Origin of the sequence: Actinomadura chibensis NBRC 106107, assembly GCF_001552135.1 — a bacterium.
GTDB lineage: Bacteria > Actinomycetota > Actinomycetes > Streptosporangiales > Streptosporangiaceae > Spirillospora > Spirillospora chibensis.
On the sequence record NZ_BCQP01000029.1, the window covers coordinates 142,024 to 166,586 of the forward strand.

A 24,563-nucleotide genomic window follows, 5' to 3' on the forward strand; every position below is an offset into this window, starting at 1 on the left:
TCGCGTGCCGGACGGCTCGTTCAGTCCGGGACGCCGAACAGGTCTTTCAGGTCGTCGGCGTACTCCAGCAGTGAACGCGTCGCGGGGTGCCGCGCGCCGAACGCGGCCCGGGCGCGTTCTTCGGCTCGTGCGATCGCCGCGAGCGCCTCGGCGGCCTGTCGCAGATCGCGGTGCGCGGTCGCCAGCTCGCTCAGAAGTTGGACGACAAGGAGGTGGTCGGGTCTCGGGGCGGCTTCGGCGATGGCCAATGCCCGTTCCAGCAGCGGGAGCGCGGCAGCGGCCTGCCCCAGATCGAGATGCCTGTCGGCCAGGTTGCCCAGTCGCATGACCACGGTGGGGTGATCGGGGCCAAGCGCGGCCTCGGTAATGGCCAACGCCCGTTCCAGCAGCGGCAGCGCCTCGGCCGCCCGTCCCAGATCGTTGTAGACGGTGGCCAGATTGCTCAGCAGGGTGGCGACGCGCGGATCGTCCGGGCCCAACGCGGTCTCGGCGATGGCCAACGCCCGCTCCAGCAGCGGCTTCGCCGTCGCCGCCCGCCCCAGGACGCGATGCGCGGCAGCGAGATTGCCCAGGCACGTGGCGACGTCGGGATGATCGGGGCCCAGCCTGGCCTCGACGATGACCAGTGCCCGTTCCAGCAGCGGCAGTTCGTCGGCGTTGTGTCCCAGATAGCGGTGGACGGCGGCCAGATTGGCCAACCCGGTGGCGACCTCGAGATCGTCGGGCTCCAACACGGCCTCGGTGACGGCCAGCGCCCGTTCCAACAGCGGCAGCGCGGCGGCGGCCTGCCCTAGGGCAAGGTGCGTGACGGCCAACCTGTCCAGCGCGATGGCGATGTCGGGATAGCCGGGGCACGACGCGGCCTCAAGGATGGACAACGCCCGCTGCTCCAACGGCAGCGCCTCGGCCGCCCGCCCCAGCGCGCGATGCATGGCGGCCAGATTGGCCAGTTCGCCGGCGACGGCGGGATGGTCGGAGCCGAGGGCGGCCTCGGTGACGGCCAGCGCCCGTTCCAACAGCGGCAGCACCTCGGCGGTGCGCCCCAAACCGGCGTAGGTGCCGGCCAAGGCGCTCAGCTTGGCGGCGACGGTCGGGTGGCCGGGGCCCAGCGCGGCCTCGGCGATGGCCAGCGCCCGTTCCACCAGCGGCAGCGCGGCAGCGGGCTGATCCAGCGCACGATGCGTGGCGGCCAGGTTGGCCAGCACGTCGGCGACGGCGGGGTGATCCGGGCCGTACGCGGCTTCGGCGATGGCGAGCGCCCGCTCCAGCAGCGGCAGACCCCCGGCCGCCCATCCCAGCGCGCGGTGCGTGGCTCCCAGATTGCCCAACAGGGTGGCGACCATGGGATGGTCAGGGCCGAACGCGGCCTCGGTGACGGCCAGCGCCCGCTCAAGCAGCGGGAGCGCGTCGACCGCCCGCCCCACATCGCTGTACATGCCGGCCAGGTTGCTCAGCAGGCTGGCGACGTTGGGATGGGCGGGCCCAAGCGCGGCCTCGGTGATGGCCACCGCCCGCTCCAGCAGCGGGAGCGCCTCGGTCACCCGTCCCAGGTCGTTGTAGGTGGTGGCCAGGTTGCCCAGCCCGACGGCGACGTTGGGATGGGCGGGCCCCAACCCGCTTTCGAAGATGGCGAGCGCCCGTTCGAACAGCGGGAGCGCTTCAGGCGCCCGTCCCAGCCGGCGGAACGTCATGGCCAGGCTGCCCAGGCGAAGGGCGACCATGGGATGGTCGGGGCCCAGCGTGCTTTCGGCGATGCCGGTCGCGGTGGCGAGCATGGCGTTGGCGCGTTGGTACTCGCCCTGGACGCTCAGGAACAGGCCCGCCTCGTAGAGCACCGACCCGAGTTGCTCGGACGGGCGGGACGGTGACGTCGGCGACGCGGCGACCGCCTCGACATGGACGATCAGAGACCGCCAGGTCGGCCATCCGCTCACGTCGGACTCGGCGTCGTGGGGGACGGCCGAGTGGAGCCAGTCGAGGGCGCGGTCGCGAGCCGCGCCGAGCGCCTGCTCCTGGCCGGTGTTCTGGGCGCGGGACAGGATGGCGGCCCGGGTGAGGCGGTGCATCACCACCACGTCTTCGGTCAGGTCGATCATGCTGTGGGAGGCCAGGACTCCCAGCGCCTCGTCCACGGCCGCGGTGGCCTGCTCGTCCCCGCCGCCCAGCATCCACCGGGGAATGTCCGCCGGGGCGTACTGCGCCAGCACCAGGGCGAGTCCGGCCGCTTCAGGCGCCTGCCGGTTGAGGGTTTCGAGGGTGATGTCCAAGAGGCGGGCGATGGCGGCCTGGGCTTTGTCGCCGTCGGCGGCCTTGGCGTAGTAATGGGCCGGATACTGCCGCAGTAATTCCGAATAGCGGCCCAGCGAAATGCGGGTCTGGCGGATGTGGGCGGCGGCCTGGTCCAGGGCCAACGGTAAATGGCCGAGTTCTTCGGCGATCAGCGCGGCCGTCTCCCGGTCGTCCGCGGTGGTGTGCCCGGTGATGGTGGTGATCAGTTCGGCGGCCGGCTCCGGGGCGAGCAACCCCAGCCGCAAGGTGCGCGTGGTGCCGGGCCAGCGTACGTCCCGGCGGCTGGTGATCAGCACGTGCCCGCCCTCCAAGCACCCCAGCAGCCCGGCGACATGGGACGGGTCGGTGACGTTGTCCAGGACCAGCAGCCATCCCGGACGCGCCCGCAGCCAGCCCACCGCCCACGCCGCCGCGTCCTCGGTCGTCGCCGCCCGCGCGGCGTCCTGAACCAGGTGATGGGTCAGCCCGGCCAACCCCGCTTCGACCCGCTGCGGACTTTCGGCGGTCACCCACCAGACCGTCTCGTACCGTCCCCGGGCCCGGGCGGCGTACTGCAACGCCAACTCCGACTTCCCCACCCCGCCCATGCCATAGACGGCCTGGGTCACCACCACCGTCCCCGCGGCGGAGGCCAGCACCTGCTCCAGGCGGCGGTAGTCGTCATGGCGTCCGACGAACACCGCCGTGGCCGGACGCGGCAACCCCACCACCCGCGCGGCGGGCCGCACCGACTCCGGCGCGGGAAGCGACACCGCCGCCTGCGTGATCTCGTCCCCGGTCTTGACGCTGCCGAAATTGACACCGATTCCCGGTGACCGCCCCCCGGAGGTCCGCACGTGTCTCGCGGGCGGGTGACCGGCCCGCCGCTCGGCTCCCGCGTTTCCGTCGGCCATGACCGGTCACTGCCGGAAGGTGTTGCCGTCACCGGTGGCGATGACGCCGTGATTGGTGTGCACCGCCGGGGACCGCTCCCCGGACGTCACCACCCGCACCCCGGCTCCACGCGCGTCCCGCACCCACTCCTGAACCTGCGCCGCCAATTCGGCGTCCGCGCTCAGGGCCCTGCGAACGGCCTCGCGCAACGCCGCCTGATCGTCGGGGTCGTCGATCACATCGGCCAGTGCCTCGGGCACCTCCTCGCCCTCCGCGCGGACACCGAAGATCCGCTGCGCCAGCCGCCGCCCTAACCCCGCCGTCGCGTCAGCCGCCTGCTCCCGCGTACGCGCCAACACCGCGCCCCCGTACGCCCCCGCCGCCGTGGTCACGTACTGGGCCACGTCCCCGGCTAACTGCACCAGATCCCCAGACATCCCTACGCCCCTCCGTGAAACGGCCACCACCGACCCCAAGCCCAACTGACCGTCATCTAAGACGTTAGACGCGCACCCCCCACCTTCCGCCCACCCACCCACGACCGATACCGGCCCACACCCCGGCCCTCAGTCGCGACACTGTCCGACGGAGACCCGCGGAAACTCCCCCTCGCGGACGCCCAGCACCTCCGCCCCGTGGCCCACTGCGGTGCGGCTCTGACTCAATCCGGAACCCCGAACAGATCTCGCAAATGGGCGGCGTACTGCCGCAGCGACCGCGTTGTGGGGTGCTGGGCTCCGAGTGCGGCCGTTGCGCATCGTTCGGCTCGGGCGATCGCCGCGAGCGATTCGACGGCCCGTCCCAAATCACGGTGGATGGCAGCAAGGTTCCCCAACCGGGTGGCGACATCGGGGTGCTCAGCACCCAGCGCGGCCTCCGCGACGGCCAGCGCCCGCTCCTCCAAAGGCAACGCTTCGGCGGCCCGCCCCAGAGCACGGTGTACGGCGGCCAGATTGCCCAGCCGAGTAGCGATGTCGGGATGCTCGCGGCCCAGGGCGGTCTCGGTGATGGTCAACGCCCGCTCGAAGAGCGGCAGTGCCTCCTCCGCCCGTCCCAGCGCGCGGTGTGTCGCCGCCAGGTTGGCCAGCCGGGTGGCGACGTCGGGGTGATTCGGGCCCAGCGCGGCCTCCGCGACGGCCAGCGCCCGCTCCTCCAAAGGCAGCGCTTCGGCGGCCCGTCCCAGCGCGCGATGTGTGGCAGCTAGGTTGCCCAGCCCGACAGCGACGTCGGGATGGTCTGGGCCCAGCGCGGCCTCGGCGATGGCTAACGCCCGTCGCTCCAGCGGGAGCGTCTCAACCCACCGCCCCAGCGCGCGAAGCGTGACGGCCAGGTTCCCCAGGGCGAGGGCGACGCTGGGATGGCCAGGACCCAGCGCGGCCTCGGCGATGGTTAACGCCCGTTGGTCCAAGGGCAGGGCTTCGGCGGGCCGTCCCAACGCGCGGTGTGCGGCGGCCACGTGCGCCAGCCCGATGGCGACGTGGTGGTGGTCAGGGCCCAGCGCTGCCTCGGCGATGGCCAGCGCCCGCTGCTCCAAGGGCAACGCTTCGGCTGCCCGTCCCAGCGCGCGGTGTGTGGCGGCCAGGTGCCTCAGCCGGGTGGCGACGACGGGGTGACCAGAGCCCAGCGCTTCCTCGGCGTGGGCGGCCGCGGCGGTGAGCAGGGCGTTGGCGCGTTGGTACTCGCCCTGCGCGAGCAGGAACAGCCCCGTCTGGTCGAGTACTTGGCTGAGCTGCTCTGAGGGACGGGACGAGGCGAATGCGGGGACGATCGCCTCCACGTGCGCGACCAACGATCGCCAGACGGGCCACCCGGTCACGTCGGATTCGGGGTCGTCGGGCATGGCCGCCTGGAGCCAGGTGAGGGCACGGTCGCGAGCCGTGCTTTCCGCGCGGCCTTCACTGGTGTCCTGGGCCTTGGACAGGACGGCGGCTCGGGTGAGGCGGTGCATCGCCACCACCTCACCGGTCAGGTCGATCATGCTGTGGGAGGCGAGGACCCCCAACGCCGCGTCTGCCGCCTCGGTGGCCTCCTCGTCCCCACCGCCCAGGATCACCCGGGGAACGTCCGCGGGTGCGTAGTGCGCCAGCACCGAGACGAGCTCGGCCGCCCGCGGGGCCTGCTCCCGAAGGGTTCGCAGGGTGATGTCCCATAGGCGGGCGATGGTGGCCTGGGCCTTGTCGCCGTCGGCGGCCTTGGCGTAGCAGCGGGCCGGATGCCGTCGCAGCAATCCCAGATAGCGGCCCAACGTGATGCGGGTCTGCCGGATGTAGGCGGCGGCCTGGTCCAGAGCCAGCGGCAGACACCCGAGTTCTCGGGCGATCCGCGCAGCCGTCCGCCGGTCTTCCGGCGTGCGCTGCCCGGTGATCGTGGTGATCAGTTCGGCGGCCGGGTCCGGGTCGAGCAGCCCCAGCCGCAACGTCCGCGTGGTGCCGGGCCAGCGCACGTCCCGGCGACTGGTGACCAGCACATGCCCGCCCTCCAGGCGCCCTAGCAGACCGGCGACATGGGTTGGGTCGGTGACGTTGTCCAACAGCAGCAGCCAACCGGGATGGGCCCGCAACCAGCCGACCGCCCATGCGGCGGCGTCCTCGGTGGTCGCTGCCCGCGCGGCATCCTGGACAAGGTGATGGGTCAACCCGGCCAACCCGGCCTCGACCTGCTGGGGATTCTCGGCGGTCACCCACCACACCGCCTCGTACCGTCCCCGGGCGCGGTGGGCGTACTGCAACGCCAGTTCCGACTTGCCGACGCCACCCATGCCGAACAGGGCCTGCGTCACCACCACGGTTTCGTCGTCGACGCTCAACACCTGTTCGAGCCGCTGGTAATCGCCATGGCGTCCGAGGAACACCGGCGTGGCCGGACGAGGCAACCCCACCACCCGCGCGGCAGGCCGCACCGACTCCGGCGCCGGAAGCGACACCGCCACCTGTGTGATCTCGTCCCCGGTCCTGACGCAGCCGAAGTTGACGCCGACGCCCGGCGCCCGCGCCCCTGAAGTCCGCAGGTCAACGGCAGGCGAGGAACGAGTGTCGCCGACCCCGCCGTCCAGCCGGTGGCGCGGCTCCCCGTCCTCCGCGCGGACAGCGAAGCTCTCCTGCGTGCGTGCCGACACCGCGCCTCCGCAAAGCCACTGACCGTCACCAGGGAGGTTAGGGGCGCTGCCTCGCGTCCCGAATGCGAACACCTTCCACGACCGAATCCGGCCCACCGGCCCGGCCACGCGCCGCGCGGTCAGGTTCGGGCGGGCCTGGCGGCCGACGTCCAGCCAGACCGGTCATGTCGATGGGCTGACGACCGTCTGACCGCAGATGACGTTTATGGCCGCGATGCCTTGCGCCGCTGCGGGTTCGCGTGACGGCGGTGCTGTCAAGTCTTGTTTTCCTTTCCGGTAGCGCTTAAAACGATCATGCCTCTTGCGTGATCCCCGGGGGGCGTCCGGCCGCTGGCCTGGCGCATCACGCGCCGACCGAAGGGACCTCTCATGAGGAGTTCTCGCAAGCCGGGGAAGGTGGGGCGGCGAGCACCATGGCTCGTCCTGTCCGCCGCGCTCGTCCTGAGCCCGCTACCCGCACTGGCTCAGGGCGCGACACCGAACGGCGGCGTTTCCCCCGACCGTCGATCCAGTAGCGAGCAGAACGGCGTCGCGCTCATGCGCGTCGTCGTTCCCGACCAGCAGGCCGTCGACCGGCTGAACGCCCTCGGCGTGGACCTCGCCGAGTACACCCGTCCCGTGGACGGCGGAATCGAGGTGCACGCCGTCCTCAGCCCGGCCGAGGCCAAGGAGCTGAGGAGCAAGGGCTACGACGTCCGCGACGCCATCTCCGACCAGCAGGACGTCGCCAAGCTCCGGCAGGAGCGCGAGCAGACGCTCCGCTCGCTCGCGCAGGACGGGCAGACCGCCGACACCCTCACCCCGCTGCGCGCCGAATGGTTCACCAGCCTGGAGGGGCAGCGGTTCCTGTCGATCGAGGTGAAGACGAGCGCCCCGGACGCCACGAACATCCTCACGGCGACGTGGAACAGCGGCAAGGGCACCGAACCCGGCTCCGGCGGAACCGCCACGATGTCGCGCTTCACCGACGCCGGCCAGTACATGTACCACCGGTTCACCTCCCCGCTCGCGATCGACGCCGCGCCGACGAAGGCCACCGTCACCAGCAGTTCGGGCGGCAGCGTCACCGTCCCGGTCAAGGAATGGCTGGGCAAGCCGCGGAAGGCTCCGGGCAAGCACTACGTCAGCGACTTCGTCGACCACTACATGGACCCGACCGAGGTCTACGGCAGGATCAACGGGCTCGCCAAGGAATTCCCGAAGCTCGCCGAGATCGTCGACCTCCCGAACAAGACGAACGGATACCGCCGAAAGGCCCAGGCGCAGTTCGGGACCGTCGCGGCGAGCACCTTCTACGTGACCTCGAACGCGTACGGCTCCGACGGCGGCAACGACATCGCGCTGGCGCTGCGGAAGGCCGACCGGCCGTCCGCCCCGCTGTCGGTGTCGGTCGACGGCAAGAACGTCACCGTCACCCTGGCGACGGACGCCGAGGGCGCGGCGACCAGCACGGCCAAGCAGGTCGTGGACGCGCTGAACGCCGACGCCGGCACGCTCCTGCGCGCGGACACCTACCGCGGCGACGCCGGTTCCGGCGTGGTGGCCGAAAGCGCCGCGACGAAGCTCACCGACGGGCTGAAGGCCCCGGCGTCGGTGTCGCGCAAGCCGTTCCAGATGCAGGCACTGCGCATCGGGAAGCGGCGGGACGGCTCGAAGCCGGGGGTGTTCCTGTACTGCCAGGAGCACGCCCGCGAATGGGTGACCCCGCTGACCTGCGTGGAAACCGCCGAGCGGCTGCTGCGCAACTACCGGCTCGACCCGGCGACGCGCAAGATCGTCAATGACCTCGACATCTTCGTCCTCCCGTCGGTGAACCCCGACGGCGCGCACTACAGCATGTACGACTTCAACATGCAGCGCAGGAACATGACGGACCACTGCGGCCCGGCGGAGTCCGACCCCGGGTACCGCAACTCGTGGGGCGTCGACCTCAACCGCAACTTCTCGGTCGGTTCCGTGTTCGACGGGTACAGCGGCGCGTCGACGTCCTGCCGCAGCGACGTCTTCGCCGGGCCCGCCGAACTGTCGGAGCCGGAGGCCAAGAACGAGGTGTGGCTGACGCACCGGTTCCCGAACATCAAGTTCGCGATGAACACGCACTCCTACGGCGGGTACTTCATGTGGCCGCCGGGGGCGTACAAGGTCCCGGGCCGCGAGCTGCTGCCCCGGGTCGACCTCGGGACCGAGAGCTTCTTCTGGGCGGCGTCCGACCACATCCTCAACGCGGTGCAGAGCCGGCGCGGCACGGCCATCTGGCCGGGACGCACCGGCCCGGTGCCGGACGTCCTGTACTCGGCGGCCGGCAACAGCGCGGACGAGCACTGGTACAACCGCGGCATCATCGGCTGGGACTTCGAGGTCGGCGCGGACATCTGGAACCCGTCCACCAAGCGGTTCGACCCGGTGGGCTTCCAGCCGCCGTTCGCGGAGGGCCACGAGGAGGCGATGGAGTTCGCCAGCGGGCAGATCGGCATCCTTGAGGTGGCCCGGGCCTACGGCTCCGACAAGACGCCGCCGAGGTCGAACCTGCTGATCGCCGACCGCCAGCCGGGCTCGACGACCTTCACGTTCACGACGAACGAGCCCGCCACGGTCTACTACACCCTCGACGGCAGCCGTCCCACGCTGAAGTCGCCGAAACTCAAGGCGGCAGGCGTACGCGAGGGCCCGGAAAAGCTCAAGGTGGCCAAGAACACCGAAGTCAAGTGGTTCACAGTCGACATAGCAGGCAATATCGAGAATCATTACAACCCGGACGGCAACCGACAGAACTACCGGCACCAGTGGGTGACGGTCAAGAACTGACCCGCTGAGCCCGCGACCGTGGCCGCCCGCCCTCCCCGGCAGGCGGCCACGATCGCTTCCAACGATGTCGCCATTGCGGTAAATGATCGGTTTGCCAATTCTAGAGTCGACCGGCCGGGCCATCACAGTGCCCTGTCGATCACTATTCCCAGTGTTTGCGACCAGAGCGGCATGTACCGCATCCCCGCCGGGCAACGTGATCAAGAAAAGCGATGCCGGACACCTCCGGCAAAACGCCGAAATCACTTGTTCGAGGGAGAAAGAATGAGGAGTAGTGCGCGCACCGGCATGGCGGTCGCGGTGGCCGGGGCGGCGAGCGGCCTGACCATGCTGAGCGGCGGTGCCACCGCCCTGGCGGCGACCACCACCGCATCGCCGGAGAGGCCCGCCGCCGGCAACATCTGCCGTTACGAGGTCATCGCGCGGCATGGGCTCAAGGTCCACCAGACGCCGCGCGGCAAGGTGATCCCGCCGGCGCTGAAGTTCGGCACCCGCGTCGACGCGGACTGCAAGACGAGCCACGGCGGCTGGGTCGAGCTGCACGGGGGCGTCCCGGTCAGCCAGCGCCACGGCTGGGTCTTCGCGAAGTACCTGAAGCTGATCAGGCCCGTCGGCGGCGTCTCCGCCGGCGGCGGCGGCACCTCCGGGGCGGCGAACCCGATGCTGGCCGGCGCCGGCATCGGCGCGGTCGTCCTCGGCGCGGGTGTCGCGATCTCCGCGCGGCGCCGCCAGGTGAAGAACGTCGCCTGAGGGACGGAACGCACCATTCGGCGGTCGGCCGGCCACCCAGGTGGCGACCGGCCGTCGTCCCCTGCCTACGAAGGGTCTCGGGTGAGCCCATGAGCGAACCGAAGCGAAGCGGCCGATCGGTCCATGTGCGGTACTGGCTGGCCGCCGTGATCATCTCGACGGGCGTCGCCCTGTGCGTCGTCGGGTTCCGGCTGACCGGCCCCGACGCACCACCGCGACCGCCCGCGTCGGTCGCGGACATCCCCAAGGACGCGTCCCCGAACCCGGAGTTGGCGCTTCCCGCGTCCGTCCCGAAACGGATCAGGATCCCGTCCATCAAGGTCGGCGCACCGGTCGTCCCGGTCGACGTCCAGCCGGACGGGGCGCTCGGCGTACCACCGCTGAGCCGCGTCGACGAGGTCGGCTGGTACAGGGCCGGGCCGACGCCGGGCGAGAACGGCCGCAGCGTCCTGGTCGGCCATGTCGACTCCAAGAAGCAACCGGGTGTCTTCTACAAACTGGGCGCGCTGCGCCAGGGCCGCCGGATCGAGGTCGTCCGCGAGGACGGCACGACAGCGACCTTCCGCGTCGACGGCGTCAAGCTCGTCCCCAAGGACAGGTTCCCGACAAAGAGCGTCTACGGGACCGAAGGCGGACCGGAACTACGCCTCGTCACCTGCGGCGGCCGCTTCAACCGCAAACGGGGCCACTACGAGGACAACATCATCGTCTACGCATCCCTGACTCCCAGAACAGCGACAACCCACTCGCCTAACAAGCAGTAAACGCTCCCCGCGCGCCTGCCAACGCTTGACGGGAGCCCTCTCACAACTCCTCATCCAGGTACTGGACGGCGACGAACCAGTGCGGCATAGCCAACCGGTTCGTGGCAAAGTGGCGGAATGCCTGGCGCGCGGTACGGGATGGATGCGCCCTACGGGTTCAGCTTCGTGGGCCTGGTCGTGTTGGGGTTCTGGGTGACCGGACTGGTGATGGCGCTCACCGCCGACCTGGCCGCCGCCCTGCCCGCACTGGTCTCCGGCACCCTGCTGGCGGTATGCCTGGCCATGAGCCTGCACGCCACCCTGCGCGGCAAGTTCCTGGTCTGGCAGGACGTACTGGACGAGTTAGACCTGCGCGGCGACGAACGGCTGCTGGACCTCGGCTGCGGACGCGGCGCCGTCCTGTTAGCCGCCGCCCGGCGCCTCCCCCAGGGCCAGGCGATCGGCGTGGACCTGTGGCGCGGACGGGACCAGTCCGGCAACACTCCAGCGGCGACCCTGCGCAACGCCCACGCCGAAGGCGTCGCCGACCGCGTCCACGTGCAAGGGGGTGACCTGCGCAGACTCCCCTACACTGACTCAAGCTTCGACCTGGTCGTCTCCAGCCTGACGGTACACACCATCTTCAGCGCGGACGCCCGCGCCCAAGCAATCACCGAGGCCTACCGCGTACTACGACCGGGCGGCCGCCTACTGATAGCCGACCTGGCCCGAACCCCCCGCCAATACGCCGAGGTGCTGACCCGCCTGAACGCCCAAGAAATAGACGTACGCAACCTGGGTTGGCGCGCCTGGTGGGGCAGCCCGTGGGTCCCAACCCGCCTACTAACCGCCCGCAAACCCCCCACCCCCTAAAGACGTACCACCACACCCCAGCCCCCCGTGGCCACACATGTGCGGCAGAGTCGGGGGCATCGCGGGCTGAGTCGATGCATCAACTGGGGCCCTCCTCCGCAGGCAGCACAGCTCTACCCGCAGCGCGCGCAAGAAGCGCCGCAAGCCCAAGAAATCAGGCACGCAGCGGGGCACCGTAGCCGACGAACAGAAGAGACAAGGGTCAGTGACGAGCCACTGGCCCGACCTTCGCTGGAGCATGTGACGGGAATCAAACCTGTGCTGTCAGCTTGGAAACCATTGCGATCACACCGGTTGGAGCCGCTGACCTGGTATTTGGACGTACCGCAAGTGACCCATGATCGCCGCCTTCAATGGCACGTCAATGGCACGGACCGTACTTGATGACCCGCGCATCCTCGGCCTGATCGGAACAAACACAGCATCCGATCACCCGAGGTCAAGCAGCCACGAAGCGCAGGGCGGTCACGGCACGAGCACCGGAGGCAGCGCGGCAGCAATCGCCCCCGACCACGCAACCCATCCCAGCCACGCTGTGGCGATCGAAGGGCGCAACCACCCTCGTCTGATCAGTGGGAAGATCCAAGACGTCCAGCGACGTCCTCCCCAGGTCCCGTGACCAGCGCCGCGCTGTCGCGCGTATTCGCATCTGTCCAAGATGATCCGTCACGTTGCTAGCACCACCTTTAACGCGGGACGCCCGTCCTGAGGATCCTCCGCGCGAACAGCAGGGCGGTGTGACAGCCGGAGTCGCGCGGGCGTGCCCTCCCGCCCGCGGGGCCGGGGTTCGGAGGGTACTAGACCCTCATTCCGCGCCCGTCCAGCGAGCAACCAATCGACGAATCCGAATCATGCACAAGCTCGTTAGGTCGTGCCGTGAAATACGGCGCACTCCAGGCAATCTTCGACCTCCAAGGAGCGCTGGTGTTAACTAGTGTGACTTTGCGATATCCGTGAGACTCACGGCCGTTCCACCGTACAGCCGGACGTGAACCACTTCTGGCGGCTGAGCGTCTAAACTGCAGGCGCTGACTGGCCAGAGGCGGGGGAGTCTCGATGGTCTACGATTACAACCAGGGCCCCGGAGGATCACCTCCGCCAGGAGGCAAAGATCGCAGAAAGAAGCGGGGGTCCAGGCTAAGGACTGCCAGCTACGTCGCTACCGTGCTTACGCTGATCGTAGCAGTCGCTGCTGCCGCTATGGACTACTTCGGTATCAGTTCTTCCAACCAACAGACGACGAATCACGGCCCAGTCGCTGCTGGATCGGAAGGTCCCGACCCCACCGATGCGAGAACTTCAGACCCTACCAATACTAGAACGCGAAGCTCTACGGTATGGATTAGAGCAACCGGAGCGTTCACAGGTTCCTGCTTGGACGTCCGTGGCCCTCTGCAGGAACCGGGAACCCCCACACAGATCTGGACATGCAAGAGCGTCGACGAAATGCTTTGGATTCCTTTCAAGGATGGAACTATTCATGGATTCGGCAATCTGTGCCTGAGCGCGGACAATAGTCCCGAAGACGGCTCACGCGTTTATATGGATACCTGCTCCGGACGCGTGGGTCAGATATGGAAGATCCCGTCCGACACAGGGCACGTCAAGAATGGGACTGGCCTATGCCTGGACATCCAAGGCCCCTCAACCGCATTGGGCACGGCCGTCCAATTATGGCATTGCCAGGAAGTCGATCAGCATAAGTGGCAATTCGAGGCTCACTTGTGATCCTTTTCGTTCCACACTGCGCCCGTAACCAGACAGCCAGAGGGAATGTTCGAGAAAGGCCGCACGCCCGACTCCAAAGTTGGGCACGGCCACCCGGACGCGCCGGACGCAGCGTCACTTCCTGGCAGACTGCCCCCTCACGTTGAGTAGGGGTCGCTAATTCGGTCCAGGCGGGGAGCGGACGCGCGGTTGGCTCCAAGGGCCTAGCGGCCGTCGACGACGGCTGGCGAGAACGCTGCGCCGTAGCGAGCGAAGTTGCGGCGGGCCTCGGTCAGGCTGAGGTCTGCGTTGCCGTGGCCGCGTACGACATCGGCGTCATGGTCGTCGTCCTCTCATGGACACACGGGGGCACGTCTCGCAGGCTCCGCGCTGCCCCAGGGTGAGGTAGCCGCAGCATGAGCAGGGCTCGCGGGGGCGGATAGGACGCACGTTGGAAGGCCTCTTCCCTTGCTTCACCTGGGTGCGCGAGATCGCCATGTCTCCAAGGAAGCTGCTCGGTCACGCTCCCCTCGTGCCCACTTTCCTCCCGTCGCCTTCCCCGTAGCCGCGGGTTCGTCCAGGGCGTCGAGCCTGGCTCAGCGCGCTCGTCCGGGCCGAGCGGAAGCGGGACGGCGACGATGACGGCGAGGCAGCGGGCGCTCTCGTGCCGGTGGCCTAATTGCACGGCGCTGGAAACGATCAAGGCCCAGGGCTGGGGATCGTGGTCCCTGGCCTGGGCCTTTGGGGTGGAGCGGGTGACGGGAATCGAACCCGCGCTGTCAGCTTGGGAATCAAACCGATCCAGGCCGTCATAGCGCCTGAGCTGGCCTCCGCACGTACCGCGAGTGACCGTGATTGCCCCCTGATCACCGTGGCTAGTTGCACGCTAATTGCACGCCACCGTTGCCGCTGAGCTACACGTCCTCGGCCTGCTCGGAACGGCGACAGCGCCCCGATCATTCGAGGGCAAGCGGACCCGGAGCGCAGGGCCGGCCACGGCCCGAGCACCGGAAGCCGCGCGGCAGCGATCGCCCCAACCATGCAACGCGCCTCAGCCACGCTGTGGCGATCGTAGGGCGCAACCATCGCCGTCTGATCCGTAGCAAGATTCGGCGCGTCCAGGCATGTCCCCACATTCGCGCGGGCGTGCGCTCCGGGGCTTGGGGGCCGGAGGGCCGGCTTCGCACACGCTAAGCAGTGTGTAATCCGCGGGGAAGCCCAGTAAGCGAATGCTGATCAAGCCGGGTGTTCAGCCTCACGTTCATAGAACATTTCTGGCTGATCCTCTGCCTCGGCTGCGTGGTTCATATGCACGAGTCGAGACGAGCGAGAGTAATAGTGAGCCAAGAGGGAAGACTGTCCGCTTCCCAGGCGTAAAAATGGACATCATTCGATTTGGCTCGATTGTGGATATCGCAGAGCCACAGGCCATTTTCAACTACGCTACGCCCGCCAAGGCTATACGGCCAAAAGTGGTCGATCTGATGCGCCATACGAATATGAGGGCACACGTAGCCCCATATTAGCCCAGAAGCGCAACGGGTGCTTCTTGGGCGGGAGATGTTGAATGGGCGAGAGCCAATACAACTACTCCACTGTGCGGGAGTGACCGGAGCTACGTCCGGATGAATAAGAGCAAGAGCTTCAGGAAGGGAACGGCGAGCAAGAGCATCCACGTATCGCAGCTTCCAAGTATCTGAGGAAATACCTTCGAGATCCTCCACAAGCTGCAGATATTTAAATGCAGAACTGAAACGCAGCTGCATGACCTCTACTTCGATCACCAGTTGATCTGCAGCTCCGACTGACTCGACAGATCACCATAATGCTTCATAACAACGACTATTTCCAGTGGCTTCGGGTAGTCGCCACCCAGAATCAGTCCTTTCCTTTCCATCTCTTTGTAGCGCAGAGGGCGTCCGACTGTCTTTGCATCCAGAATTTCGTAATCGCCTACATTCGACGTATAGTCAGTGACTTTGACGTGGGTTGCTGTGCCGGCACTATGACTTCCCATCGCGCCTCGGAGCATCCTGTATTCTTCCCTGCCATGCTTAGCAGGACGCTTTGCAGGGGTGAGTTTACTGAAGCTGAGAACGACTGCCGCGCCATTACCCTTGAGATGGTCAGCAAGGTTGCTATTCGCTTCCGGAAGAGCGCCTGTTCTCAATGCATCTTCCAAGACGCTTCTAGCTATTCTCTTGCTAACCGTGTTGGCCGGTCCGCTAAGATTACGGACCCACGAGAAGGTCCAATTGGTATTCTGAAACTTTAGGTCCTGGAGTATTGCGCGATAATCAGCCGTCGGTCCGTTCTCCAGAGCCCGGGCCAGGACGCCCACCAAGAAAGCCTCTTGCATAATTGTTTGCTGCTTTTGTCCCTTACCAAAGAAAACTGAACTATCATGATCCCCGACAGTTTGATGGAGAGCGATGTAGGCGTGGCTGATTTCTGCAGCAAGCTCGGCCGGGTTGAGATGCTTATGAAGTTGGACTGGCAGATTATAATAGTTTCTGCTGATCAGGTCGCCCAAAGTGTTGCACTTGAAGGAAAATCCGCCATAGATCGGCGTCGCCGGTCGATGCTCATTGAACTGAACGTTGTTGAAGAAGGGATTAGATATGCCGCGGAAATTTGGCGTTCGACAGAGTTCAACAACTGCCCTGAAGGCAAGCCTGGCGGCAGAGCTTGCACTCTTGCTCGAAGAATATTTACCCAAGTCGAACGCATACGTAAGCCACTCGTTGTGAAGTTCATCCAACTTTGTAGCCGCGGTGGTAACTTGTGCAAAGAGGCTCGCCAGTAGAGGACTACTGTATGAGTTACTGCCGTCATCCAGGAGTAGAACGAGGGGCACCGGGTCGTTGGCTTGTGCGGATTGACTTAGCCCCGAAATACGGTGTTGACCATCGAGGATCCATAGCGGGCGTTGCGCAGGATCGTCGGTCACCTCGGGTACATCTACTATAAACGTGCCCGTACCATATGAAGTGCCATCTATTTGCTTCGGAGAAATATCGATTCCTGAAGCGAATGCATTCTTGGCAAGCAACACTGGGTTAGGCATTAGCCCGCCGGTATTATTGAATGTTTGTGCGAGTTGTTCTACACGGTCATGATTGATTGGACGCTGCCAGTCTCGTACAGGTTCGGCGGTGATGTTGGCTGCGATTTGTTGATGGTCCGTCTGCTCAGTGAAGGCGGGGGCAATAGCTATAACGGCTATTTCCGCCGCGGATGCAAAGCCGATATAGATCGGGAAAGTCTTGCTACCGCTGGAAATGTAAGAGCGCAGGCATTCAATCTGCACGCGTTACCCCCGGCTACGCGGACCGATACAGGTAGCCGTCATGTTAGCACTGAACAGTCTTCCGACGTGAGTAAGCTGCGGGTGGGTCTGGAATTCGGCATTCCCCAGAGGCCTCGTGCTGAAGAGGCCAGTAGCGTCCTGGCCAGTCGGCCGGGGCGGGTCGGCCCGGAGAGGCCGCATGCCCGGCCCGGACCGACCGGCGGCGGCCGCGGAGCGGGCGCCCTTGAAGACGTAGAGAAAGTTCTCATCCGGCACGTGGCTGATGGTGCTGGGCTGCGGTTATGTCATGAGTTTGGTGAGGGTTCGGCGGGTTTGGTCGGCGAGGCTGACGGCTGCGCCTAGGCGGTTGTCGATGGTGACGTGGGCGTTGTCGGGTGGGTCTTCGGGGTTGAGGGTGCTGGCGTATTCGTCCCAGTTGGCGAGCTTCCAGGCGTCGCGGGCGGCGTCGCGTTGCTCGATGTACTCGTGCATGGTGTCTAGGTCGCTGTGGACCCAGATGGAGGTCACGTCCACGCCCTTGGCTTTGCATCGGTGGGTGAGGCGTGGGAGCCAACTCGGGTTGGTGAGTTCGGTGATGAAGGGGGCGGCGAGGATGATCGAGACGCCGCAGTCGATGTTGCCGTAGGCGGCGTTGAGCAGGCACCGGTACTCGTGCGGGCGGACCTCGGCGCGGTAGAGGTCGGTGTGGCGGTCGTGCTGGTCGGCGCCGAGTGAGACCAGGAGGCGTTCGGTCATGCGGCGGGTGAGGGCGTCCTTGTCCAGGAACGCCCAGCCTGAGAGATCGGACAGGAAGCGGGCGAATTCTGTCTTGCCTGATCCGGCGTAGCCGCCGACCAGGACCAGGACGGGGTTGCCTCCGGCGTTGGCGACGGCTCGGCCGTGCCAGGCGTTGGCCAGGCGGGTCTTGAGCGCGGTGGCGTCGGGGAAGAAGGCCGACAGGTCGAACGGGGTGCCGTCGTGGCCGGGTTCGCGGCCGTGGGCTTGCGCGGCCATGCGTTCCAGGACGGGGAGTGCGATGTTGTGCGCGCGGGCGAGGTAGGGCAACCAGTCGTCGGGGATGCGCAAGCCGCGTTCCCAGCGGGACACCTCGTGTCGGGTGAGGGTGTCAGTGGAGGCGAGGTCGCAGAGTTGAGCGGCTAGGGCGCGTTGGCTCCGGGTGCCGCGTAGGCGGGCCAGGTATGCGCCGAACGCTCGTCGGGCATCGGTCGTCATGGGTGGCTACCTCCTGTAATCGAGTGTGGCCCCCTCCCGGCCCCCTGTCAGGCTCCTTTGCGAATCGACGGACGGCGGAAACCTGGCGGGGCGGTTGAGGGCATGCCGCGCGGGCCGGTCCGGCTCGCTGACGAATCCGACGAGGAATCCGCCGATGGAAACGCGTGCGCAGACTGAGGACCCGGCGCTCCGCCAACTCCGGGAAGAGTTCACCGGTCACCGGATATGGCGGGCCCAGCGGTCGGACGGCAGTCCCGGCGACTGGGTCGCGACGCTGCACAACCCGGCCGCCGGGGTTGACGCGACGGTGATCTGCCGGGACTCGGAGGAGTTGCGTGCGGCGCTGGTGCACGAGCGGCAGCGGGCGGCGGGCCGTTCGGTAATGAAGAGGGCCTGGTGATGGTGGTGTGGACTCCCCCACTGTCACCTCATGGGGCCGTCTCAGAAGATGGGGCGGTCCAGGGGGAGGCTGAGGCGGCGTGGTGGGTGCTTGTCCCCCCGGCTGCACCCGCCGCGCTGCCTCGGCCCCTCACCGCACGCCGCCGCCTCAACCGCCTCGGGCGGGCGCTGCGGCGGCAGGGCTGGATTGCCGAACGCCGGTACGCCGACGCGGTTCCGCTGCTGCGGGTGCACTCCCCGGACATGCCGTTCGTCGGCGAGAGCGTGTGCGTGGTCGGCGGGGACGGCGGGTGGTGGTTCCGGTTCAGTACCGGGACGCTCCTCGCGCCCTGCGCGCGGATGGACCTGGCGGTGTGGCAGGTCACGGCGCTGCTGACCGCTGCGGGGCTCGGCGCCGGGGCCGTCCCACTGGACGAATGACCTGCGATGGATGCCCGGGCCGTCGCTGTGGAGGAGATCGCCCAGTGGTTCGGGGTTCCGTGCTGGGTCGGTGTCCACACGGGCAACTATTGGGCGTTGGTGCTCGGTAGTGGCGGCTGGTGGAGGCGCTGACGCTTCGGGAGCTGGCCACGGCCATCACGCACCCCGACCGGTGGCCGTGGCCTTGAAGACCGCGCGGCAGGGCGAACGGGAGAGCCAGAGGTCACCTGCCGCGCGGTCTTCGCTATTCGAGGTCAGGCAGTGCAGTGACGGGCTCGCTCGGGCTCGTCTCCACGGCAGCGAGGATGCGGCGGGCCGTCTCGGTGGGGTCGGTCTGGTCGGTTCGGACGAGCAGGTTAAAGGTCGGAGTCTTCGCTGCCCGGAGGTCGTCGCGTGTCTCGTCCCACGCCTGGAGGCGCTCGGAAGCGTCGGCGTCTCCGCGGTGCTGGGACCGGTCGGCGCAAACGGCTCGGGAGATCCAGAGGAGAACGGTCGTCCAGTCGAGGGGAACGGCTACGCGTAGGCGTTGCACATCGCTGAGGTTGCCCATGTGGACGACTGGGACCTTGTCGGCCTCGACCAGGGCGGCGATGTCGTCTCGATCGACGGCGTAGACGTTGCCGTAACGGTGGGTCTCAGCGACCAGGCGGCCGGAGTCGCGGAGTTTCTCAAGGTCGGCGGCCGTGACGTGCCGGTATCCGGTGCTGCGGCCGGTCCCGAGTTTGAGCTTGGGCAGTAGCGCGTACCGGTCGTCCTGGCGTGCCAGCTCGGCCGTGACCGTGTCCTTGCCGCTGGTCGGCGGGCCGTAGAGGATCACGCCGGGACTGGTCATGACAGGACCCTACGCAACGCCTCCCGTGTCTGGTCGGCGATGCTGATCGCCGCACCTAGCCGGTTGTCGACGGTGAGGTGGACACCCGGCGGGCTGGTCTGGGTGTCGAGCTTGCTGGCGTACTCGTCCCAGTTGGCGAGCTTCCAAGCGTCGCGCGGGGCGTCGCGGAACTCGATGTACTCGCGCATGGAGTCGACATCGCACCGGACCCAGATGACCGCCACGTCTACGCCCTTGGCTTTGCACCGGTTGGTCAGGCGGCTCAACCATGCCTCGTCGCTGAGTTCAGCGATGAAAGGGGCGGCGAGGATCGTGGATATGCCGCAGTCGATGTTGTCGTTCGCGGTGTCCATGAGGCACTTGTACTCAAGCGGCCTGACCTCTCTCAGATAGAGGTCGGTGTGCCGGTCGTGCGGGTCGCCGTCCATGGAGACCAGCAGGCGTTCGGTGAGGCGGCGGGTTAGAGAGTCCTTGTCCAGGAATGCCCAGCCCGATACGTCGCCGAGAAAGCGGGCGAATTCTGTCTTGCCTGATCCGGCGTAGCCGCCGACGAGGACGAGGGTGGTCGTCCCGATACTGCCGCTCATCGCCCGGCCGCGCCATGCGTTGACCACGCGGGCCTTGAGGGCGTCACCTGCGGTGGGGTCCTGGTCCTGGGTCTCGTCGGAGACTCGGTCCAAGCCCTGAGAGATCGTGTTGGCCGCGTCCTCGGTGGCTGCGGGGCTGAGCGGGCCCGGCAGGGGGAGCGTGAGGTCTCCTGCCTCCTCGGCTGGGAGGGGGAGGCGAAAGCCCAACTCGGGCTCGGTGGCCTCGTACATGAGGCAGTAGGCGCGGCGGTAATGCGGGCCGGGGTATCTGTTCCCGCTCTCGTGCTCCCACAGCGTTTGAAAGTTCGCCGCCACGCTCAGCCCACCTCGCTGGGCCACTTGACGCAACTTGTCGCCAGCGGCTTCAAGGCTCAAGCCGTGGTTCTCGCGGCGCTCGCGAAGTTTGCCGGGTTGCCAACCAGCTCGCTGCTTGGTCGTACTCAAATCCAACCTTTCCATGTGGCAGAAATCGGCACATGTCGACATGTGCTCGCTGTCCGCTGGGGAGCGTGAAAGTGGACGTATAAACGAACGTGTAAGAAGCTGGAGACGCATTGAGGATGGGCTTCGCGCGCCTCCTGAACTGAAATACCGGTATGCCGATCGAGACCTGGATCACAACGGGAGGCGGTCACCGGTGGCAGTGGACGGCGGGCAGGCGCGGACACCTCGGGATCTCATCGACCAGATCCTTGCCGAACTGGACGCACTCACTTGCCGGGTCGACCAGCTTGCGGAGGCTCTGGAAACACGCTCCGCTCAATGCGCGCGACGCGCTCACCCAGGTCCCGGACAGCCGCCAGGACTTCCGTGAGCTGCCTCATCGTCGCCTCGTCTCCGGCGGGCGAGGACGCGGCCTGACTCGGCGGGCGGCGCTCGGCCTGGTCGCGGACGAACACGCCCTTGCCTTGCTGGCCAATGACGGCGCCCTCCGTCCTCAACACGCTGATGGCGGCCTTCACCACCCCGGCCGACACCTCGTACTGATCGCTGAGCTGGGCGGTGGACGGCAAGGACTGGCCCGGCGCAAGCCGCCCGTCGCTGATCTGTTTCCGCAGGTCATCGGCTATCTGGAGATAGCCGGGCCGCCCAGTTCTCTCGACCATCGTGCGCCTTCCGTCAGGGGTCTGCACACAAGTTCAGCACAGCCCGCGGGCCAAGGGAACCAGGATGGCCTTGATAGCTTAGACAGCTAAGTAGACTATGTCGTCTAAGTAGTCCAGCGAGCCTCGGAGGTTCTCGTGCGCAACATTCCGGTGGACGTGTCGGCGCTGTCGTTCGTGTGCGTGTCCGCGCCGCGTCCCAAGGTCGTCAATCAAGACACGGGGGAGGTGAAGACCGACCGCAACGGCCAGACGGTGTTCACGGTGGGGCTGTCGGCGGCCGATGCTTCGGGGCGGGTGGACCTGCTCAACGTGGCGGTGGTCGGCGACCAGTCGGTGGGCATCGGGGAGATCGTCACGCCCGTCGGGTTGGTCGCGTTCCCGTGGGAGGCGGTGCTCGGTGGTGAGAAGCGGTTCGGTGTGGCCTTCCGCGCCGACCGCATCGCGCCGGTCTCGGCGGCCGGTCCGGCTGATGCGTCCGCTTCGGCGGGCGTGGCCTGAGCGGCGGCCCGGTCATGGCTGATCTGCGTGTGGTGCTCGGGGTCCTGGCCGCTGCGGCGGCCGGGCTCTGGGCCTGGCGCCGGTTCCACCCGGTGTCGTTCTGGTACGGCATCGCCTTCCCGGCGCGTGCGGTGCTGGTGTACCTGACCTGGCATCACGTCGCCTCCGGCTGCAAGCTCACCCGCAACCGGCGGCGCTTCCGCCTCACCCTCGACGCCGTCCCCGTCGTCGGTCCGGCCGCGCGCAACGCCGCGACCGTGGTCGAGCAGCGGCGGCGGGTGCGGCGGGTCGACGTCGAACGCGCTCCGCGTCTGGGTGTGCTTCGGCCTACTCGGCTCGGGTGGCGGATGCGGCTCCGGCTGCACGACGGGCAGGTCCCGGCCGACTATGAGAAGGCAGCGGAGGGGATCGCGCACGCCTGGCGGGTGCACTCGGTGCGGGTGGTCGATGTCCGGCCGGGCTACGTGACGTTGTGGGCGACGATGCGTGACCCGCTGGTGGACGTGGTCACCGAGCCCGAAACCGGCGAACTGCTGCGGGTGCGTCCCGGCAAGCTGGAGAACGGCCGAGACTGGGTGATCGACTTTCCGACCGTGCCGCACTGGTTCAACGCCGGAGCGACCCAGTCCGGCAAGTCCAACCTGGCCAACGCCATCATCAAGGGCCTTGCACCGCAACCGGTCGCGCTGGTCGGGTTCGACCTCAAGGGCAGGTTCGACCTCAAGGGCGGGGTCGAGTTCACCCCCTACGCGCCTCGCCTCTCGGCGCTGGCGACCACCCGCAAGGAGTCGGTCGACCTGCTAGGCGACCTGGTGGACGAGGTCGAAGCCCGGATGGCGACGTGCCGCGCCCACGGGGCTCGGAACGTGTGGACGCTCCCGGAGGCGCTGCGGACGGTGCCGGTGGTGGTCCTGGTGGACGAGGTCGCCGAACTGTTCCTCATGGCCGACAAGTCCGAGAAGGAGGAGGTGTCCAAGACCGCTACCGCGCTGCTGCGGGTGGCGCAGCTCGGCCGGGCGTTCGCGGTCCACCTGATCGTCTGCGGACAGCGCATCGGCTCCGACCTCGGCCCCGGCGTCACCGCCCTCCGCGCGCAACTGTCGGGGCGGGTCTGCCACCGAGTCAACGACCCCGAAACCGCGAACATGACCCTGGGCGACCTGGACCCGGCCGCGCTGGACGCCGCCCGCGCCATCCCCGCCGAGACTCCCGGCGTGTGCATCGTCGCCGGACAAGACGGCACCTGGCACCGCGCCCGCTCGGTCTACGTCCCCGAGCAAGACGCCGAACAAGCCGCACTCGACTACGCGCACCTGACCCCGGACTGGGAAGCCCTCGTCGGCTCGGTCCCGACCGTCTCCCCGGCCGCATAACCGGGCCGGTCGCCCTCTCGCTCCCTTCCTCCTCCGGCTCGGCGTGAGCCCTGATCACGCCACGTCCCTACCCGACCCATGCCCGAAACCATCCCTGGAGGCTGCCCGATGGTCGCCCACGTCCGTGTCCTTCGTCCTCGTCCCCGTCCTCGGTTCGTCGCCGTCCCGTCCCCGTCCTCACCGTCCGACTCGTCGTCTTCCGGCTCGTCCCGGCCGTCCTGTGTGTCGTCGTGGGACGTGTGGCCGGTCGGGGTCGAGTGGGACGAGTTCCGCTCCCTGCACCTCGCCCGCTGCCAGCGGTGCGCCGACTCGTACGCCTCGTCCCACGCGGCCGAGGTGGACGACTGGGCCGACACCCACCGCTGCGACCCCGAACTGGCCGCGCTCCTCGCGCTCGTCACCTCCCGGCGGGCAGCATGACCCGCCGCCTCCTCGGCGCGCTGGCCGACTCCGGACCCGTGGTGGTGCTGGCCGGGATCGCGGCGGCCGGATCGTTCACCCACATCCGCGACACCGCCACCGAACACGGCCAAACCGGGTGGATGGCCTGGGCCATCGCCGTCTGCATCGACCTCACCTGCGTCATGGCGGCCGGAGAACGCCAGCGCGACAAACGCACCGGACGGGACACGGGGCCGCTGTCGTGGCCGACGCTCGTCCTGGTCGGCGGCGTCCTGCTCTCCCTGGCCGCCAACCTCGCACAAGCCGACCCGACCGTGTGGGGCTGGATCACCGCGGGGACACCAGCGGGCGCGTTCCTGGTCGCCGTCTCCATGCTCGAACGCCGAAAGGCCAGCACCACGACAGCGGCCCGGCCTACGCCGATCCCGGACTCCTTCGGCCGCCCGTCCTCGACACCGTCCCCGGCGGTCTCCTCGTCCGGCCCGGCCTCGTCACCGTGGGTGGTGTGGGAGGACGCCCGCCCCGCCGCCCCCGCTGTCCCGGACGAGCCGGACGAGCCGGACGAGGAGAGGCGGCCCGCAGAAGAGCCGGACGGCCAAACCTCCATCCCCGTCCCGGCCGACATGGCACCCGCCGAATCGTCCGCGTCCTCGTCCCGGTCCGCGGCGCCCTCATCGGCATCCGGACCAGCCGGGCCGCTGGTGGAGTTCGCGCGCCAGGTCGCAGCCGAACACCAGACCGAGCACGGGCGGCCCATCACCCGCGACGCGCTCCGCGCCCGCCTCGGCGTGTCCAACCAACTCGCCTCCGACCTGCTCCGCCAGATCCGCACCGACCGAACCCGTAGCGAGACAGCGGCCTGAACCAGGCCAGATCAGGAGATCCGCGTGTCTGAACACGCCCTCGTCCCGGACGCCTCCGGCCGCTCACACCGTGCCAGTGGGGCTGGGTGGCGGCTGCGCTGCCGTACCTGCGATGTCACCACCGGCGGGCTCACCTGGGTGTCGCTGCTCGCACCCCGGGGCGGCCCTTCGTGCTCGGCCTGTGGCTCGGACCAGGTGACCGCGCAGGACTCGGCGAACGGATCGGCTGTCGCGTTCCCGCGTCCGCTCGCGCCGGTGGGCGAGTGGTGGCGGTGCTGCAACTGCGGCGGGACCGGCCTGGACTCCTACGGCGACACCTGCCCGCACTGCACCGGCCTGGGCAACTGCCAATGACCCGCTAGTGATCGAGCGCCCCCGGCGTGGCCGCACAAGCCGCCAAGCACAT

Annotated in this window: 20 protein-coding genes; 12 read left to right on the plus strand and 8 right to left on the minus strand. The window is 67.9% G+C overall.

All coding sequences use genetic code 11. The features are described 5' to 3' along the window. Positions 1-20: 20 nt before the first annotated feature. The 3 genes from ACH01S_RS17875 to fxsT form a co-directional block, all read right to left on the minus strand. The gene (locus tag ACH01S_RS17875; RefSeq protein WP_148344196.1) at positions 21-3,182 is read right to left on the minus strand and encodes a tetratricopeptide repeat protein; all 3,162 of its coding nucleotides are present in this window, start codon (positions 3,180-3,182) and stop codon (positions 21-23) included. Between the two features lie 6 nt (positions 3,183-3,188). Continuing rightward, positions 3,189-3,599, minus strand: a complete 411-nt coding sequence (locus tag ACH01S_RS17880; protein WP_067892570.1) for a hypothetical protein — start codon at positions 3,597-3,599, stop codon at positions 3,189-3,191. A gap of 224 nt (positions 3,600-3,823) precedes the next feature. After that, positions 3,824-6,277, minus strand: coding sequence for an FxSxx-COOH system tetratricopeptide repeat protein (fxsT, locus tag ACH01S_RS17885; RefSeq protein ID WP_067892572.1), 2,454 nt, complete (start codon positions 6,275-6,277; stop codon positions 3,824-3,826). Positions 6,278-6,646: 369 nt separating this feature from the next. On the opposite strand from fxsT, the gene ACH01S_RS17890 reads away from it, so the two are divergent. The 5 genes from ACH01S_RS17890 (at position 6,647) to ACH01S_RS46795 (ending at position 13,176) form a co-directional block, all read left to right on the plus strand. Further along, positions 6,647-9,082, plus strand: a complete 2,436-nt coding sequence (locus tag ACH01S_RS17890) for a M14 family zinc carboxypeptidase (protein ID WP_067892574.1) — start codon at positions 6,647-6,649, stop codon at positions 9,080-9,082. 264 nt (positions 9,083-9,346) lie between these two features. Beyond that, positions 9,347-9,832: a hypothetical protein gene (locus tag ACH01S_RS17895; RefSeq protein ID WP_148344195.1), complete on the plus strand. Its 486-nt coding sequence runs from the start codon at positions 9,347-9,349 to the stop codon at positions 9,830-9,832. Between the two features lie 89 nt (positions 9,833-9,921). Further along, positions 9,922-10,596, plus strand: coding sequence for a class F sortase (locus tag ACH01S_RS17900; RefSeq protein WP_067892578.1), 675 nt, complete (start codon positions 9,922-9,924; stop codon positions 10,594-10,596). 177 nt (positions 10,597-10,773) lie between these two features. Beyond that, positions 10,774-11,448: a class I SAM-dependent methyltransferase gene (locus ACH01S_RS17905; RefSeq protein ID WP_246236524.1), complete on the plus strand. Its 675-nt coding sequence runs from the start codon at positions 10,774-10,776 to the stop codon at positions 11,446-11,448. A 1,200-nt stretch (positions 11,449-12,648) separates the two neighbouring features. Beyond that, complete coding sequence (locus ACH01S_RS46795) at positions 12,649-13,176, plus strand: RICIN domain-containing protein (RefSeq protein WP_370671575.1); 528 nt, start codon at positions 12,649-12,651, stop codon at positions 13,174-13,176. A gap of 1,759 nt (positions 13,177-14,935) precedes the next feature. Here the strand turns inward: ACH01S_RS46795 and ACH01S_RS43600 are convergent. After that, positions 14,936-16,465 (minus strand): ParB N-terminal domain-containing protein, encoded by a 1,530-nt coding sequence (locus ACH01S_RS43600; RefSeq protein ID WP_148344194.1) that lies wholly within the window; start codon positions 16,463-16,465, stop codon positions 14,936-14,938. Between the two features lie 279 nt (positions 16,466-16,744). Then, positions 16,745-17,530 carry a P-loop nucleotide/nucleoside kinase family protein gene (locus ACH01S_RS17910; protein WP_067892582.1) on the minus strand — a complete coding sequence of 262 codons (786 nt, stop codon included), beginning with the start codon at positions 17,528-17,530 and terminating at the stop codon, positions 16,745-16,747. A gap of 301 nt (positions 17,531-17,831) precedes the next feature. Here ACH01S_RS17910 and ACH01S_RS17915 point away from each other — a divergent pair, with 301 nt between their 5' ends. Beyond that, positions 17,832-18,077 carry a hypothetical protein gene (locus tag ACH01S_RS17915; RefSeq protein WP_067892584.1) on the plus strand — a complete coding sequence of 82 codons (246 nt, stop codon included), beginning with the start codon at positions 17,832-17,834 and terminating at the stop codon, positions 18,075-18,077. Between the two features lie 86 nt (positions 18,078-18,163). Then, positions 18,164-18,496, plus strand: coding sequence for a hypothetical protein (locus tag ACH01S_RS17920; protein WP_148344193.1), 333 nt, complete (start codon positions 18,164-18,166; stop codon positions 18,494-18,496). A gap of 244 nt (positions 18,497-18,740) precedes the next feature. Here the strand turns inward: ACH01S_RS17920 and ACH01S_RS17925 are convergent, their stop codons facing one another. The 3 genes from ACH01S_RS17925 to ACH01S_RS17935 all read right to left on the minus strand — a co-directional run bounded on the left by ACH01S_RS17925 (position 18,741) and on the right by ACH01S_RS17935 (position 21,021). After that, positions 18,741-19,328 (minus strand): ATP-binding protein, encoded by a 588-nt coding sequence (locus ACH01S_RS17925; RefSeq protein ID WP_067892588.1) that lies wholly within the window; start codon positions 19,326-19,328, stop codon positions 18,741-18,743. Beyond that, positions 19,325-20,230, minus strand: coding sequence for a P-loop nucleotide/nucleoside kinase family protein (locus tag ACH01S_RS17930; protein WP_246236523.1), 906 nt, complete (start codon positions 20,228-20,230; stop codon positions 19,325-19,327). The genes ACH01S_RS17925 and ACH01S_RS17930 overlap by 4 nt, the downstream gene beginning before the upstream one ends. A gap of 395 nt (positions 20,231-20,625) precedes the next feature. Beyond that, on the minus strand, positions 20,626-21,021 hold the full coding sequence (locus ACH01S_RS17935; protein WP_067892590.1) for a GntR family transcriptional regulator: 396 nt from the start codon (positions 21,019-21,021) through the stop codon (positions 20,626-20,628). A 150-nt stretch (positions 21,022-21,171) separates the two neighbouring features. Here ACH01S_RS17935 and ACH01S_RS17940 point away from each other — a divergent pair, with 150 nt between their 5' ends. The 5 genes from ACH01S_RS17940 (at position 21,172) to ACH01S_RS43605 (ending at position 24,511) form a co-directional block, all read left to right on the plus strand. Continuing rightward, positions 21,172-21,519, plus strand: coding sequence for an SCO3933 family regulatory protein (locus ACH01S_RS17940; protein WP_246236522.1), 348 nt, complete (start codon positions 21,172-21,174; stop codon positions 21,517-21,519). A 14-nt stretch (positions 21,520-21,533) separates the two neighbouring features. After that, positions 21,534-22,892 (plus strand): FtsK/SpoIIIE domain-containing protein, encoded by a 1,359-nt coding sequence (locus tag ACH01S_RS17945; protein ID WP_067892594.1) that lies wholly within the window; start codon positions 21,534-21,536, stop codon positions 22,890-22,892. 237 nt (positions 22,893-23,129) lie between these two features. Next, entirely contained in the window at positions 23,130-23,312 is a 183-nt protein-coding gene (locus tag ACH01S_RS17950) for a hypothetical protein (protein ID WP_148344192.1), read from the plus strand. Then, positions 23,309-24,157 carry a DUF2637 domain-containing protein gene (locus tag ACH01S_RS17955; RefSeq protein ID WP_067892597.1) on the plus strand — a complete coding sequence of 283 codons (849 nt, stop codon included), beginning with the start codon at positions 23,309-23,311 and terminating at the stop codon, positions 24,155-24,157. The genes ACH01S_RS17950 and ACH01S_RS17955 overlap by 4 nt, the downstream gene beginning before the upstream one ends. Positions 24,158-24,181: 24 nt before the next feature. Next, positions 24,182-24,511, plus strand: a complete 330-nt coding sequence (locus ACH01S_RS43605; RefSeq protein ID WP_148344191.1) for a hypothetical protein — start codon at positions 24,182-24,184, stop codon at positions 24,509-24,511. The last annotated feature ends 52 nt before the right edge of the window (positions 24,512-24,563 follow it).